This window comes from Nocardia sp. (genome assembly GCF_025465275.1).
In the GTDB taxonomy this organism is placed as follows: Bacteria; Actinomycetota; Actinomycetes; order Mycobacteriales; family Mycobacteriaceae; genus Nocardia.
In genome coordinates this window covers 1-15,960 of the sequence record NZ_JAODNK010000143.1, presented here as the reverse complement: position 1 = coordinate 15,960, position 15,960 = coordinate 1, and the positions used below count along the sequence as shown (strand labels likewise).

Here is a 15,960-nt window from a genome sequence, read left to right as displayed (position 1 = left end):
TCCGACCCGGAACTGATTGTTCCGCAGGAATTTCGAGAGGATGAGAAATGGATGCAGCACCGAGCGAATCCGGGGCGTCCGACCGGGCTCGGGGCTACGACGCCTTCTTCGATCCGGTCGGCCGGTCGTCCGATACCGGGCGCGGCTGGATCTCCGAGCGAAGGCCGGAGGCAGTTCCCGGATCAGGATCCACAAGGGATGGAAGCGAATTGCCTCCACCTTCCTCAACCGATCCGATCACCACGCCCGGTCCGGCGGATACGTCACCAGGGGACGATCACTCGTCGTCACTCGGTCAGTCTCGATCAGCGGATACCGGTCCTGTGAGTGTCTCTCCCAGCCCAGCCCAGCCCCTGGCGTCTACGTCAACAGCTCGACCAGCGCCCATCGCGGATTCGTCCGAGATCGGAATGCCCACCTTGAGTCCCGCTGGGCAGGAGCGCTCGTACCCGGACTCCGGCCGGCACCCGGCCGATATCGCCCGAGCGCCACAGGCAATGGCTGTCCGCCAGAATCCAATGCACGGCCGAGACACGACCGAATACTCGATCGCGGTGCAACCGGTTCCCGCGCACGGTTTGTCGATGACGGTGACCTCGCTGGATCTGCTGGCGGACATCGCAGCCGCTAGACCTGCCCACCTGCGCTCGACTCACGGCACGCGCGGAGCGCTGAACAGAGTCGGGTTCCGACTGGGCCTTTCACGCACCGAACAGGACACCGAGGATCGGCGCGCCCTTGTCCGCCGGCAGCTCACCAGCCCATACCAGATCGCGGTGATCAGCGTGAAAGGCGGAGTGGGCCGAACCACCACGGTTGCCACGCTCGGCTCGACATTCGCCAGTTTGCGGCCCGACCGGGTAGTCGCCATCGATGCAAACCCCGACTTCGGGGACCTGTCCGCCCGCACCGCGCGGCATCCCTACGGGCTGACATTGCGGGATCTGGCGCAGTCTCCGAACACGGACGCATTCTCAGCGGTGCAGTCCTTTGCCTCGATCAACGACTCGGATCTAGCCGTTGTGGCCTCGCCGTGGTCGACGAAGGCGATCGAGCCGTTGACAGGCCGCGAGTACACGCTTGCCGCGGAGGTTTTGCGCAGGCACTACAACCTTGTACTGGTGGATTGCGGGACCGGCATGTTGAACTCGTCTACGGCCACCGTGCTGGAAACAAGTGCCGCCGTCGTGATAGTTACCCCGCCGACCGTGGGCGGAGTGACCGGCGCCGTCGCTACGTTGAACTGGCTGGGAGCTCACGGGCTGCAGCATCTCTTCGGTTCTGCTGTTGTGGCCATCGTTCACCATCACCAAAAGCGGCCTACGGTCGACGTCGATCAGATCGAGACGTTGTTCGCCACCGCGCAGCGTCCCACGTGTGTGCTGCCCTACGATGCCCATCTGGCTGAGGGCGGCGCGATCGATCTGCGCTTGCTGGACAAAAGCACGCGCCTTGCTTTCGAAGAACTGGCCGCTCGACTGGCCGAGGGATTCCCGGATCACTTGACCGGTTCGGCCGCATCGTTCGGAGACCGGTGATGAGTACGGCATTCGCCGCGGCTTCGGCCACGGCCGCGACCGACTCGGCAGAGGTTGCACGCGCCCGCGTCGCGGTCATGGTCTCTTCCTACCAGGTCGACGTAGTGCTTCCGACCAAGTTCACGATCGAGACCTTCATCGACGATCTGCTGTTGGTACTGGCGCGGGCGATCGATGACGACTCGGTTGATTTCACGCCACCGAGCGGACAGTGGAGTCTGACCCGCGTGGGCGAGCCACCGATGCCACGCTGGCGCAGCCTTGCCGATCACGACGTCGTGGACGGGACTGTGCTGATGTTGTCCGTGGTCGAATCGCCGGAGGTATTCACCCCGCTGGTCGAGGACATCACCGATGCGCTGGCCCTGACCAACGAGCGTCACTTCGCCGAATTCGATCGCGACACAGCGACTCTCACCGGATTGTCCATACTCGGAGTCGGCGCTGCGGCGCTGGCCGCGATGCTGGCATGGTCATGGACGCACAGCGGATCGACCCTCCCGTATGCGGTGCCCACCGCGTTTCTGGGTGCGATCTACAGTGCTGCGGCGGTGGTCGCGGGGCGGCGTGCCGCTGCGGCGCGGATCGTCCTGGGACTGGCGATAGCGGCGTTGCCTCTGCTGTTCATGGGCGCCGCGATGCTTGTCCCGCATGCCTACGGGAAGCCGGGTCCCTTCGCCGCGGCGAACGTTGCGGCAGGCTCCGCGGTGGTGGCGATCGCAGCGGCGGTGCTGCTGCGATCGATACGAATCGGCATCACGCCCCTGCTTGCCACTGTTGTGCTGGGCGTGCTCGCAGCTGGCGTGGCGTTGCCGGTGACCTACTTCGCCGTATCGGTGCGCCACGCTGTCGCCGGTGCGGTCTTCGCCGGGCTGATTCTGTTGACCGTGGCGCCCCGGATGGCTGTGGTGGCGGCCCGGATTCGACCGCCCGACCTGCCCGACCCTGGCAGCGAGATCGCCCCACTCACGCTCACGGACATCTTCGACAGCGAATCCGGCGATGATGAGGAACAGGCGTACGGGCAAACCGACGCTGCCGGGCGATGGCAGAGCAGAATCGGAGTCGATATCGAACGCCGCGCCTATCTGGCTGTGACCGGTCTGCGGGGTCTGATCATCGCGGCATCTGTGCTTTTGGCTGCCGCCACGGTCTTCGTCGCTATGGCCGCGGCTGGGGGAATCCGTGAAAGTGTGCTGGCCATCGCAGTTTCCGGCCTTTTGGTGCTGCGGGCTCGCTGGCATCCGGATCGGGTCCAGGCACTCTCGCTGATCGCCTCGGCCGCGACAGTAGTGGCCGGAACTGGATTCGGGCTGATCGACGCATATCACTCAGTTCCGGCGCGGCTCATTGTCGGACTTGCGGTTGCCGGCGCCGCAGGTGCGGGTTGCATGGCGGCGCTGAGACTTCCGGACCGGCGACTGTCCCCGGTCAGCCGAAGGGTCATTGATTTGCTCGAATACGCGTTGATTCTCGTCGTTCCGGTGCTGGCCTTCTGGATCATGGGCGTTTACACCGCAGCCCGGGAGATCTGATGCGCCTGGCCGCCGTGACCTTGGCGGTCGCTGCGACACTGGTTCTCGTCCCGGTCGCTCCCGCGACCGCAGTCGAACAACCGCACGTTGTGTCAGGGCCGGCACCTCTGGACGATCCACCCGGACCGGAACTGCTGACCAAACAGAATCGTGCGTGCCTGGGGGCCGGTGTTCTGCGCGACAGCGACCTGTCGCAGCCACCGCCGCCTGAACTCGCCCTGGATTTGCGCCACGCGCGCGCGCTGAGCAGCGGTGCCGGAGTCACCGTCGCCGTGATCGATACGGGGGTGGCTTCGAATCCGCGACTGCCCGGCCTGATCGGTGGTGGCGACTACGTCGTGCCCGGCGGTGATGGACTTTCCGATTGCGACGCGCACGGTACGTTGATCGCCGGAATCATCGGAGCCGCAGGCGATCCGGGGGATGGGTTCGTCGGGGTCGCACCTGCGGCCCGGATCCTGTCGATCCGTACCCGCTCGGACGCATTCGATTACCAGCGGCCCTCCGACTTCGATGCCGCACAACAGAATGCGATGGATGTGCGAACGTTGGCCCGCGCCATCACACACGCGGCAAACCAAGGTGCGGGCGTGATCGTGGTATCGCTGCCGATCTGTGTCGCGGCGACTGCGCAGGTTGACCAGTCGATGCTGGCGGCAGCGATCGGGTACGCGGTGCAGGTGCGCGGTGCGCTGATCGTGGCCGGGGCCGGCGGCACCAGGGACCCCGGCTGCGAGCAGAACCCGGACATCGATCCGACTCGGCCCGCCGACCCGCGTAACTGGGACGGTGTGCAAACTGTTTCCACCCCGGGCTGGTTCGCACCCGATGTACTCACCGTCGGATTCACGACGGCGACGGGCACGCCTGTCCCGGATTCCCTGACAGGGCCCTGGGTTTCGGTGGCCGCGCCTGGCACGGGAATCGAATCGCTGGGTCCGGGCGGCGGATTGATCAACGGTGTCGGGGCCTCCGAGAATCTGGTGCCTGTCGGTGGGTCGTCGTTTGCGGCGGCCTACGTCGCAGGGGTTGCGGCATTGTTGCGGTCGCGGTTCCCTGCGGAAACGCCGGGCGAGATCATGACACGGTTGCAAGCCAGCGCTCATGCACCGGCTCGCCATCCCGACAATGCCGTCGGTGCGGGGTCGATCGATCCGCTGGCAGCGCTCGCCTATCGCACTCTGCCGCAGCTGTCGACCGGACCGGGCAACCCGATAACGCTGGCCATGCCGGCGCCGCGGCGATCGATGGATCGGCGACCCGGTACGTCTGCGCTCATCGTTGTTATTTGTGCCGGCTTGCTGGGGTTCGCCGCGGTCGGGGTCGAGGCCATGTCGCGGAGGCGACAGTGATCGCGCGGATCCGCCTGGCGAGTGTAGAACGCGCGCCGTTCGCAGCTGCGTTGATCGGCGGGGGACCGGTACTGGCCGGGATGTCGTCACGAGTCCCGTGGTGGGTCGGCGTCGTGGTTGTCACGGGGCTATTGGCGTCGATGACGCTACGGGTGAACGATCGCACGGTTGCCGGCTGGTTGTACGGGTGGGCCGAGTATCGGTTCGGGCGCTCGGCTCGTGCTCGTGCTCTGCTCGAACCGGCGGACATATACGAGGTCGAGGTGGCTGCGGGCACGTGCGGAATTCGCATGGCAGGAACGACTTTGGTGGCGATGGTCCAACTCGCTCCCGATCTCGATCTGCCCACGGTGATCGCCGAGACCACCGTGTATACCGAGGACACCGTCGCGGTTCGCGCTCTGCTGCCGATGCTCGATCAGTACGGCGTCAGTGTTGACATCGATATCGTGACCACCGGGCAGCGCGTGCGTTCGACCGGCAGCTACAGCATGCTGTACGACCAGCTTGTCGGATCACATCCGGTGGTCGGGAATCGACTGACCTGGCTGGTTATACGTCTGGATCAAGAACGGAACCTGGCCGCGCTCACACGGCGTGGACCGTGTGCTGCCGTAGCACCCAAGGCACTGGCGACCGCCGCCCATCGTATCGCCGGTCGCATGCGTGAACGCGGTATCGCGGCGCAAACACTGCCTTCGGCGGCCATGCGCGAGGCAATCCGGCTGTTGCACGCGGGAGTCGAACTGTCGGAGGTGCGTGAGCGTTGGGGTCGGGTCGAAGCGGCGCCCGGACGCGATATGACCAGCTTCCTGGTGGATTGGGACCGGCTCGGAGGCACCGCGCTCGATGATTGCTGGACCTGGAACCGCGGGCACACCACGCTCGTACTCGGAATGACCGACGTCCAGCAGGGTCCGCGTGCCCTGGTTCGGTTCGTCGGACCCGCTCTCACCGGAGCACTGCCGGACTATCTACGCCGGCTGCCAGGTCAACAGGTCGTAGCGTTGCGCGCGTCGTTGCCGACCGAAACCTCCTTGCGTGCGGCCCCGCTCATGCCGTCGGGGACCAACTCTGCGCCCGACGAACTGCTGGCCGATCTCGCTGTCCCGATCGGTCCCAACGGTCAGATTCTGGGATCCATCAGTGGCCAGCCCCGTCACACACTGGCGCTGGCCCTGTTCGACTCGGCTCGCTACCACCCGCGGCGACGCAAAGTGGATGTTCAAGCGAAATTGCCGGTGGCGCAACAGATCGTGTTGCGGGCCATGGCCGTCGGCGCTGACGTGGAGGTGCATTCGACCCGTCCGCAACGTTGGCACCAGCTGGTTGCCGCAGTCGGCGACGAGGGATCGTTGAGACTGGCCGGCGACGAGAAGACAGATCGAACCGGCCCCGAGGCGATCGCGCGACCGGCGACAATTGCGGTATTCGATCAAATGCCGGCGCGTGCCTCGGCCGCACCGACTACCGTTACCATCAGCGAACCGGGCGACGGCTCACAGCGGCGTACCGCTGATCTGCAGATCCGCCAGGTCAGTGCGACTGCGGTGGAGGTGAGTATCCCGATGCGAACCTTGCGCGTGGACCTCATCGAGCCGCGGGGCGAGATGCGATACGTCAGCGAGTCCGGCGATCCGACCGCCCACCCAGCGAGTCCGCTGACATCGCTACCGGCGGTGACGATCCCGGGCATTGACGGATTTGGGAGTGAGCGATGACTATTGGCGTGATGGCAGAACCTGAGGCTGGCAGCGATATCGAACCGAGTGAAAAAGCGGGTGCCCAGACACCGAGGCAAGCGGCCGCGGAAATCTTCTCCAGCCGCCTCTCCGAGCTCATCGCCGAATCGATGGTGTCGACCGAAGACGGTTCGACACGGTCGCTGACGCTCTACGCACTGGCGCAGCACCTGGAGTTGGCCTATCCGGACGTTCCGGTTTCTCAGTCGGGCCTGTACCGGCTGATCCACGGCGACGCTATTCCGCGGCTGGATCTGATCATCGCCCTGGCCCGGGTCTTCGACGTGCCACCGGAGTACTTCGTCACAGGCGAGAACAAGCGTTGATTGCGTTGCGACCCTATCCTTCTCAGGGCTGGTAATACTCCCGGCCGGTATCCCGCCGAGTCGAAATACGATCCGGATCATGTCCGACACGGGTCTCGGAGATTCCTTTCAGCGCTCCCGCGGCGCAGTCCTGAACGCTGTGCTGTCCGATCCAGGGCTCGGACGTCAGGGTGAGATGCGCAACGAGGAGTCGAATGTCGTGGAGCCCGCCCTCGGCGGGACCGAGGGGTCCGCGGTCGAGACGGCACCGCCGAGCCCCGATCGCCGCCGGGGGGGTGGGTCGCGGGCGAGTGAGCAGATCCTCGCCCTGCTCAACGGCGGAGAACCGGAAACCGCAGCGGGAGTGGAGTTTTCGCCGGACTATTCCGATCTCACCTCGGCCCGCCTGAACGCAGAGTCCGGTGAGGATCCGCCGTCGGCGAGCAAACCGTCTTCTGCGTCGGCCCACACACAGCGCGACCCATCGGTGGTCGAGGCGCTCGCCTGGCTGAAACGGCCGAAGATCGCCCTCGCGATCGGCGGTGTACTGGTGGTGGTGCTGGTCGCGGTCCTCATCGCCACCCGCGGTAACTCTCAGCCGGGACAGACCGCGATAGTCACTGTCACGAACCCCCCGGCCGCTGCGCCGTCGGCACCGGTGACACCCGAGCCAGGGGCTGTTATCCAGGTGAAATCGGCGGCATCGCACTGTCCGCCCGGCAGTACCGCCGGTCTGGACGCCTTTGGTGGGCAAGGCAAAGCGTGGTCATGCGTGCGTGCCTACAAGGTCGACGGTCAGATCCTGACGATCGACCTCGGCAAGGCTTATCAAATCGACTCTATCGGCATAGTGCCGGGCTGGGACAGCATCGGCTCCGATGGCGTCGACGAGTGGACCAAATACCGCACGGCGAGCCGTGTTTCGTACCGTTTCGACGATCCGAACGCACCGACATACACCCAGCCGACGCTCGATCAGAGAACCTTGGTGGTCACCCGGATCAGCCCGCCGGTCACCGCGTCCCACATCGTTCTCACGGTGCTGGAGTCCAAGGGTGATTCCTCCCTCAACACCGTCGCTGTCTCCTCGATCGTGATCACCGGACATTGACCCTTTCCTCTGTCGTCTGCAAGTACTGTTCGCACCGCAATGACGGTGCCGATTCTCGCTGCGCCCACTGTGGAGCGCCGATGCCGGACCCGGAGCGCGCGCCGTCGGCCGAAAGGGTCGTCAAGGCGGTCGAGGAGGTCGGGAAGAAAGCGGCGCTGGAAGCGGAAAAGGTTGGTGTCCGACAACTTCGCCGCTGGCAATGGAAAGCCGCCGGAGTCGGTGTGGCGGTGATGGCCGGTTTCGCATTCGTCTTCCTGCATTCGTGTTCGGCGCTGATCTCGATCCCGACCCTGCCGGGCCCGGTGTCCGGTGTGCAGGAGTTGCCACCAGCGCTGCGATCGGCCGCCAGCTGCGATCGGCCCGATCCTGCCGGTGCGGTCGACAAATGTGTCATCGCGGCAGGTCAGCCGCTACTGGCGGGCGGGGTTGCGGGGGAGCGGGAGCTGGACTGCTATCTGCAGGTCGAGTCGCCCGATCAGGTGAAGGCGACGATCCGCCGATGGCGTGCGGCAGGGGCGAAAGTGCTGTCGGACGGAAGTGTGTTCGTGGCGATCGGGCCCTCGGACAACGTGTGGTACGCCGATACCCGCAGCGGTTTGGAGCTCGAAACCGGGACCTTCGCAGGGGCGGCTGCGGCTCGAACCTTCGTTACGCGGGCAGGGCTGGTGTAGCGAAAGACCAGCAATGATACTCTTAATGACGAGCCGTTATCTAACGGCACATTACACAGGTAATTTGAGGCTTTTCGCAACGAGCCTCGAGCTCAGGAGGCGTAAGGCGATGGTGGCGAGCACCCGGCGGCCGATGCCGTGGCGAGGGTTCCGGGACGAGCCCACCGCGCTGGCCGCAGCCTATTTCCGCTGGATACAGCCGGGGACTCCGGCTATCACCGAACGCGCAGAACAGATCTTCCGCACCCATCTCGAGCTTGCGGCGCAACGCAAACCGGGCACCGCCACCATTCGCGCGTACCGAGGCGATGACGGCAGCGGTGTGGGCGCGGCAATACAGATCGTCAATGACGACATGCCACTGCTGGTCGACTCGGTGACTGTCGCGCTGCAGCGGGTGGGCGCTACCGTCGCCGGAGTGGTTCACCCGGTGCTCGACGTGATTCGGGACAGCGATGGCCGCTTGCAGCCGGTCGCGGCACGTGAAAGTGACGCCGAGACCCCTCCGGCCACTGGGTGCGATACCTTCCGCGAGTCCTGGATCCATGTGCAGTTGAGTGCTGACACGACCGACGAGGTGCTCATGCGCGCCGAGCAGGAGATCGGTCCGCTCTTGCGCGACGTCCGCACGGTCGCCGACGACACGGCCGTCATGGTCGAGGCCTTGGTCGGTGTCGCCGACCGACTCGAACGGTCGGCCGACTGCACACCGAGTGCCGAGATACTCGACTATGCGCGGCTGTTGCGATGGCTGTCGGACGGACGATTCACAATCCTGGGCTACGGCTACTATCAGCCACCGCAGTCCGCGTCCATCGTCGCTGAGGTCGAACCGCGACAGGACCCCGGGACCGGACTCGGAGTGTTGCGAGACCGCACGAATTCCGATGTCCCTACGACGTTCTCCGAATCTGTGCGGCCGATACTGCGACTGACCGACGGCTCGGTCGATTCACTGATGCCCGGCGTCGCCGATCTCTATTTCGTCAGCATCGCAGATTTCGTCGAGAACGCCCAGGATTCGAGCGAAGTGGATAGCACTGTCGAGCTCGTCGAGGGTGATCATGTCTTCGTGGGCACGTTCACCGTGGCGGGCCTGCACGAAAACGTCCTCGATATTCCGGTGATCTCCCGCCGAGTGCGCGAGGTCATCGAATGGGCGGATGTTGATCTGAACTCGTTCACCGGTCGAGCGATGCTCGAAGTGATGCAAACCTTCCCACGGACCGAGCTGTTCTCCACCACCACCGGCTGGCTCTTCGAGACAGTCTCCGCTGTCGTGAATCTGGGACTTCGCCGCCAGGTACGGCTGTTCTTGCGTGAGGACGTCCGCAACGGATCGGTCTATTGCCTGGTGTATGTACCGCGTGATCGCTATTCGACAGCTGTCCGGCTGCGAATGGAGGATGTTGTTCGGGCCGAATTCGGCGGCGGACAGGTCGACTATTCGGTTCGGGTAGCCGAATCCGAGCTCGCGGTGGTGTATTTCACCGTCCACCGTAGCCCCGACGCGGAGCCCGCCGATACCTCGGAGGCCAACCGGACACGGGTAGAGGACCGTCTGTACGAATGCGCACGGACGTGGTCAGACCGGTTGGTCGCTGCGGCCGCTGGTGTCGCGCCGGTGCCTGCGCCGGTCGTCCAGTGGTACGCCGACGCCTTTCCTGCGGGCTACCGGGATGAGTACGAGCCGCGTCGCGCACTGGAGGACATGACACGGCTCGTGGAACTCGGGGCGGGTGAGATCGACACGAACCTGTATCGCAACGTGGGTGCACCAGTCGACCAGTGGCGATTCACGCTCTACGTGGCGGGCGAGGAAGTGTCGTTGAGCCGCGTGTTGCCGGTATTGCACAGCCTCGGCGTGGAGGTCGCTGACGAGCGACCATATCGAATCGTGTTGCCACAGGGTGTGCAACGTTGGATCTACGACTTCGGGCTGCGGGTGCCCCCGGCGGTGTCCGAGGATCTGGAGGCGGGAAGCATTGTCTGCGAACGCTTCTCGGAAGCGTTCCAAGCGATGTGGTTCGGCCGCACCGAGATCGATGGTCTCAACGAACTGGTCCTGCGTGCCGGGTTACCCATCCGTCCCATCGCGGTGCTGCGTGCGTGCGCGAAGTATCTGCAGCAAGCAGGATTCGCCTACACGTTCACCAACATCACACGAGTGCTGTTGACGTATCCGGCTGTGGCTCGACAGTTCATCGAACTGTTCGGAGCTCTGTTCGACCCCGGCAGTCCGGAGCGATCCACCCAGGCCGATGATTTGGTGGACAAGCTGCGGGTCGAGATCGATGCGGTGTCCGGCCTCGACACCGACCGTATTCTGCGCGCCATTCTCGGACTGATTTCAGCAACCCTCCGGACGAACTTCTATCGCCGAGGGGAAGACGGGCAACCACCGCACTACCTCTCCCTCAAATTCGATCCCCGCGAGATCGCCGAGTTGCCGCACCCTCGACCGCGCTACGAGATCTTCGTGCACTCTCCGCGAGTGGACGGCGTGCATCTGCGATTCGGTCCGGTCGCACGCGGTGGCCTGCGGTGGTCGGATCGGCTGGAAGACTTCCGAACCGAGATCCTGGGACTGGTCAAGGCCCAGGCGGTCAAGAACGCGGTGATCGTGCCCGTCGGCGCGAAAGGCGGATTCGTGGTGAAGCAACCCCCGGCCGCATCGGGGGATCCGGTAGCAGACCGGCAGGCTTTGCAAGCCGAAGGCATCGACTGCTATCGCACCTTCATTGCGGGCCTGCTGGATGTCACCGACAATGTGGACCACGCGACCGGAGCGGTGGTTCCTCCCGATCGAGTCGTTCGCCGGGACGGCGACGACACGTATCTGGTTGTGGCCGCGGACAAAGGCACGGCAACGTTCTCCGACATCGCCAATGACGTGGCCCGACAGTACGGGTTCTGGCTGGGCGACGCGTTCGCTTCGGGGGGATCGGTTGGGTACGACCACAAGGCAATGGGGATTACCGCGAAGGGCGCATGGGAATCGGTGCGGCGCCATTTCGCCGAGATGGGTGTCGATACCCAAAACCAGAATTTCACAACCGTGGGCGTCGGGGACATGTCCGGTGACGTTTTCGGTAACGGGATGCTGTTGTCCCAACACATTCGTCTGGTCGCGGCCTTCGACCATCGGCACATCTTCCTCGATCCCGACCCCGATGCGGCTCGGTCCTTCCAGGAACGGCAGCGAATGTTCGCACTGGCGCGCTCATCCTGGGCCGACTACGACACCGCGCTGATCAGTGCCGGCGGAGGAGTCTGGGATCGCACAGTCAAAGCGATTCCGATCAGCTCTCACGCCCGGCGCGCGCTCGGATTGGACAACGACATCACCTCGTTGTCCCCGCCCGACCTGATTCGCGCGATCCTGCTGGCGCCCGTGCAGTTGCTGTGGAACGGCGGCATCGGTACCTACATCAAGGCGTCGGCAGAGTCGAATGCCGACGTGGGGGACAAGGCCAACAACAGCGTACGAGTGAACGCAAATGAGTTGCGGGTCAAGGTGATCGGCGAGGGCGGCAACCTCGGCGTCACCGCGCTCGGCCGGATCGAATTCTGCCGCCACGGCGGCAAGTGCAATACCGACGCCCTGGACAACTCCGCGGGAGTCGACTGCTCCGATCACGAAGTCAACATCAAAGTTCTGGTGGACAGCGCAATCTCGAGCGGTGACCTGCCGGCGGCCGAGCGCACTTCGCTGCTGGCGTCGATGACCGATGAAGTGGCCGCACTAGTGTTGAGCGACAACATCTCCCAGAACTACCGCATGGGTCTGGCCCGAACCAGCGCAGCCTCTCTGATCGATGTGCATCGGCGACTACTGATCGACCTGGAAGCCCGGCGTGGGTTGCAACGCGACATCGAAGCGCTGCCTACCGACGCCGAGATGGAGCGCCGGTCCAGCGAGGGCCACGGATTGACCTCGCCCGAGCTGGCGAATCTGCTTGCGCACGTCAAGCTTTCGATCAAGGCAGATCTGCTCGACAGCGACCTGCCCGACAGCGCTGCGTTCGCTGCCACACTGCCGGCCTACTTCCCGGCTCCGGTGCGCGACAGACTTCTCCGCGGAATCAAGAAGCATCCCCTTCGACGCGGAATCGTATCGACGAGGCTGGTCAACGACATCGTCGACAATGGCGGCATCACCTACGTTTTCCGGCTGGTGGAAGAGACAGGTGCCGTCACCACTGACGCGGTGCGTGCTTTCAATGCCGCGGTCGAGATATTCGATCTGCGTGATCTCTGGCACCGGATTCGTACGACGACCATGCCCAATGCAGCAAGAGACGCGCTGGAATTGGAAACCGAGCGCACCCTGGACCGTGCCTCGCGCTGGCTGCTGACCAATCGGCCACAGCCCATCGCGATCGGTGCCGATGTCAGCCGGTATCGCAACGGCGTCCGCGCTCTGGCACCCTTCGTTCAGGCTTGGCGGCCCAGCCACCTTGCTGATGATCTGCTCAGTCGCTCACGCGGCGTGCTCGACCTCGGTGCCCCGCGTGAGCTCGCAGAAGAGGTGTTCCTTCTTATCCACCGTTTTCCGCTGCTGGATGTGCACGACATCGCCGATATCTGTGATCGCGACGCTGCCGAGGCCGCGGACCTCTATTACATGCTCGACGAAACATTCGAGGTTCAACGGCTGCTCGAGGCGATCGGCCGTCTCGAGGCCGGCGATCGGTGGAGCACGCTGGCTCGCCTTGCTGTTCGAGATGATCTGTATTCCTCGCTGCGTGCTCTGACAATCGATGTGCTGATGACGACCGAACCAGGCGAAGGAACCGACCAGAAGATCGCCCACTGGCAATCGCGTACCCGCTCCCGGCTGGCTCGGGTCACAGCATCACTGACCGAGATCGCCAGCGCCGACAGATACGACCTGGCTATGTTGTCGGTCGCCGCGCGGCAGGTGCGCAGCCTGACCAATGGTGGGGAATCCGGTCTGGTGGTTGTGAATTGACCACGCTCACACCGCTGATCGCCCACTCGTGGAGATGACGTCGGCAAGGGCGTGAGCGCCCATTGCTTCCGCTCAGGCGGCGGGAGTGCCGCAGTGTGAGCAGAATTTCGCCGCTGAGGCCAGCTCGTGGCCGCAGTGGCAATGGCGGGCTGCGGGCGCGAGGTCGATCCGATCACCGCACTCCACGCAGAATCGGGCGCCAGCCGGATTGCCGGTCCGGCATTTCGGGCAGACCTGCGGTCCGGAGTCGACGGCCCGCGCGGGTTGCCTGTCGGCTCCGTCAGTCAAGCTCGGTCGAATGGCGTTGAGCCCCAAGGCGGTACCGAGGAGGTTGCCGTCGGTCTGGGCGCCACCGTGGGCCAGACCTTGGCTCGCGCCCAGCGCCAGTTCGCCTGCGGCGTACCGCTGGAAATCGCCGGCCAGGCGGATGTAGGTGACATCCTTGGCCAGTCGTTTGAGCCTATCCGCATCCTCCGGGGCAAGTGTCAGATCGAAGTTGCCCATCCGGGGGATCCGCAGCCCGTATTCGTAGAGTGTGAGGTTTGTGCTGCGCAGCACTTCGGTTTCGACCGGCCGCAACTGTGCGGACAAACCGAGCACCGGCCATTGGCCAGCCGAGATACCTTGTGTAACAATCACTTTCATCGACTTGAGGAGCAGATCGGCACACCATGACTCCACTCTGGTGGGGTCTGTGAGGTCGGCGGTGCCGGCCAGTGAGGTGAGAAGCACTGCTGGATCGCGTACCGACAACGCGAACTCGCCGAATACCCGCAATGTCACGACCTGTTCGCTGATCGGATCTGTGACGTCGGCGATACGTCCGCCGAACTTGATGGAGGGGAACTCCCGGGTCGAAACGAAGAACAGCTCTGCCCGGTAGAACTTTCCGCCGCTGATCGTATCGACCAGTGCACCGAGGACGGGTAGCTCGTCGGCATCGATTCGATGCCTGCCGGGGCCGAGTGCTGCGACCACCTGCCCGGATTTGAGGAGCAGGGCGGTTTCGTCGGCATTGACGATGGCACGGCTGTAGCGGCGGATGCTGACATCCGGCCATTTGTAGACCAGTTGGTTCTTGCGGTTGTCCGGTACCGCGATGAACTCGCGATCGAGCCATGCCATGTGTGCTCCAAGGATCTGACGAATTCAGCGTACCGATGTATGACGGGTCGATCAATCGCGCCGATGGCCCGGTATAGGTGCTCCGGCGGTGGTCGGGGTCAAGGTCTGAGAGCGGCGACAAATCTTTGATTGAATGTGCCGTTGACTGACGGTACATTATGTAGGTGTATTAACTCCGTCACTTGAAAGGTCGACCTATGACAAGCGATCCAGGTCCCACAAGGGCACCGACGGACATGCTGCATGCTGAGGACGCGGGTTATCACAAGGCGTTGCGTCCCAGGCAAATGCAGATGATCGCCGTCGGCGGAGCGATCGGAACTGGACTGTTCCTCGGCGCGGGCGGCAGGTTGGCCAGCGCCGGCCCAGGGTTGTTCCTTGTGTACGGGGTGTGCGGAGTGTTCGTGTTCTTCGTCCTGCGGGCGCTCGGTGAACTGGTGTTGCATCGCCCGTCCTCAGGATCCTTCGTGTCCTATTCTCGTGAGTTCTACGGTGAGAAGCTGGCTTTCGGTGTTGGCTGGATGTACTTCTTCCACTGGTCCATGACCGGAATCGTAGACATCACGGCGATCGCCACGTATGTCCATTACTGGGGAGCCACCACCTTTCTGCCGCAGTGGCTGATCGCGCTGATTGCCTTGGCCCTCGTGGTCAGCGTCAACCTGATCTCGGTGCGCTGGTTCGGTGAGATGGAATTCTGGGCAGCGATGATCAAGGTGATTGCCCTGGTCACCTTCCTGATAGTAGGAACGGTCTTCCTTGTCGGGCGTTTCCGCATTCAGGGCGCGGATACCGGTGTCGGCATGGTCAGCGCGCACGGCGGCCTGATCCCGGTGGGCGCTACGCCGTTGGTCGTGGTGACTACCGGGGTTGTGTTCGCCTACGGTGGAGTCGAATTGGTCGGCACCGCGGCGGGTGAGGCGGAAAATCCGGAGAAGATCATGCCGCGAGCGATCAATTCGATCATCGCCCGGATCGTGCTGTTCTATGTTGGATCGCTGGTACTGCTGGGACTTTTGCTGCCGTACAACGCGTACAAAGCGGGCGAGAGTCCGTTCGTGACCTTCTTCTCGAAACTTGGTGTCGGCGGCTCCGGTTCGATCATGAACCTGGTGGTCCTCACTGCCGCGTTCTCGAGCCTCAACGCGGGCCTGTACTCGACAGGACGCATTTTGCGCTCGATGTCGATGAACGGAAGTGCGCCCGAACTGGCCGCCCGGATGTCGCGCGGCGGCGTTCCCTATGTGGGAATCCTGGCGACCGGAACTGTCGCGCTGATCGGGGTAGGACTGAATGCGATCATCCCCTCGAAGGCATTCGAGATCGTGCTCAACATGTCCGCCCTGGGCACCGTATCGACCTGGTCAGCGATCATCGTGTGCCAACTGGCGCTGTGGCGGCGATGGCGAAAAGGTGAGGTGGAGCGCCCCGCATTCCGTCTGATGGGTGCGCCCTACACGAGCTTCGCCACGTTGGCCTTCCTCGTCACCGTGGTTGCCATCATGGCCTTCGGAGGCAACGAGATCGAACGTGAGGCGGTGATCGCTGCGGCCGTGATCTTGGTTCCGGCGCTGCTGATCGGGTGGTTCCTGACTCGGCGGCGAGT

The 15,960-nt window shown here is 64.1% G+C and carries 10 protein-coding genes; 9 read left to right on the top strand and 1 reads right to left on the bottom strand.

Translation table 11 applies throughout. The features are described 5' to 3' along the window. Positions 1–584 precede the first annotated feature (584 nt). The 8 genes from JWN03_RS31080 (at position 585) to JWN03_RS31045 (ending at position 13,229) form a co-directional block, all read left to right on the top strand. Positions 585–1,538 (top strand): MinD/ParA family ATP-binding protein, encoded by a 954-nt coding sequence (locus tag JWN03_RS31080; RefSeq protein WP_297622432.1) that lies wholly within the window; start codon positions 585–587, stop codon positions 1,536–1,538. Next, the gene (eccD, locus tag JWN03_RS31075; protein WP_297622430.1) at positions 1,538–3,073 is read left to right on the top strand and encodes a type VII secretion integral membrane protein EccD; all 1,536 of its coding nucleotides are present in this window, start codon (positions 1,538–1,540) and stop codon (positions 3,071–3,073) included. Before JWN03_RS31080 ends, eccD begins: the two co-directional genes overlap by 1 nt. Beyond that, positions 3,073–4,425, top strand: a complete 1,353-nt coding sequence (mycP, locus tag JWN03_RS31070) for a type VII secretion-associated serine protease mycosin (protein WP_297622428.1) — start codon at positions 3,073–3,075, stop codon at positions 4,423–4,425. Before eccD ends, mycP begins: the two co-directional genes overlap by 1 nt. Further along, on the top strand, positions 4,422–6,146 hold the full coding sequence (eccE, locus tag JWN03_RS31065; protein ID WP_297622426.1) for a type VII secretion protein EccE: 1,725 nt from the start codon (positions 4,422–4,424) through the stop codon (positions 6,144–6,146). The genes mycP and eccE overlap by 4 nt, the downstream gene beginning before the upstream one ends. 11 nt (positions 6,147–6,157) lie before the next feature. Beyond that, positions 6,158–6,493 (top strand): helix-turn-helix domain-containing protein, encoded by a 336-nt coding sequence (locus tag JWN03_RS31060; RefSeq protein ID WP_297622424.1) that lies wholly within the window; start codon positions 6,158–6,160, stop codon positions 6,491–6,493. Between the two features lie 79 nt (positions 6,494–6,572). Continuing rightward, positions 6,573–7,583, top strand: coding sequence for a hypothetical protein (locus JWN03_RS31055; protein WP_297622422.1), 1,011 nt, complete (start codon positions 6,573–6,575; stop codon positions 7,581–7,583). An 80-nt stretch (positions 7,584–7,663) separates the two neighbouring features. Beyond that, complete coding sequence (locus tag JWN03_RS31050; RefSeq protein WP_297622420.1) at positions 7,664–8,254, top strand: hypothetical protein; 591 nt, start codon at positions 7,664–7,666, stop codon at positions 8,252–8,254. Between the two features lie 109 nt (positions 8,255–8,363). After that, complete coding sequence (locus tag JWN03_RS31045) at positions 8,364–13,229, top strand: NAD-glutamate dehydrogenase (RefSeq protein WP_297622418.1); 4,866 nt, start codon at positions 8,364–8,366, stop codon at positions 13,227–13,229. 72 nt (positions 13,230–13,301) lie between these two features. On the opposite strand, the gene JWN03_RS31040 is transcribed toward JWN03_RS31045, so the two are convergent. After that, positions 13,302–14,354, bottom strand: a complete 1,053-nt coding sequence (locus tag JWN03_RS31040) for an SPFH domain-containing protein (protein WP_297622416.1) — start codon at positions 14,352–14,354, stop codon at positions 13,302–13,304. Between the two features lie 197 nt (positions 14,355–14,551). On the opposite strand from JWN03_RS31040, the gene JWN03_RS31035 reads away from it, so the two are divergent. Beyond that, the coding region (locus JWN03_RS31035) for an amino acid permease (protein WP_297622414.1) at positions 14,552–15,960 on the top strand (1,409 nt) is incomplete at its 3' end.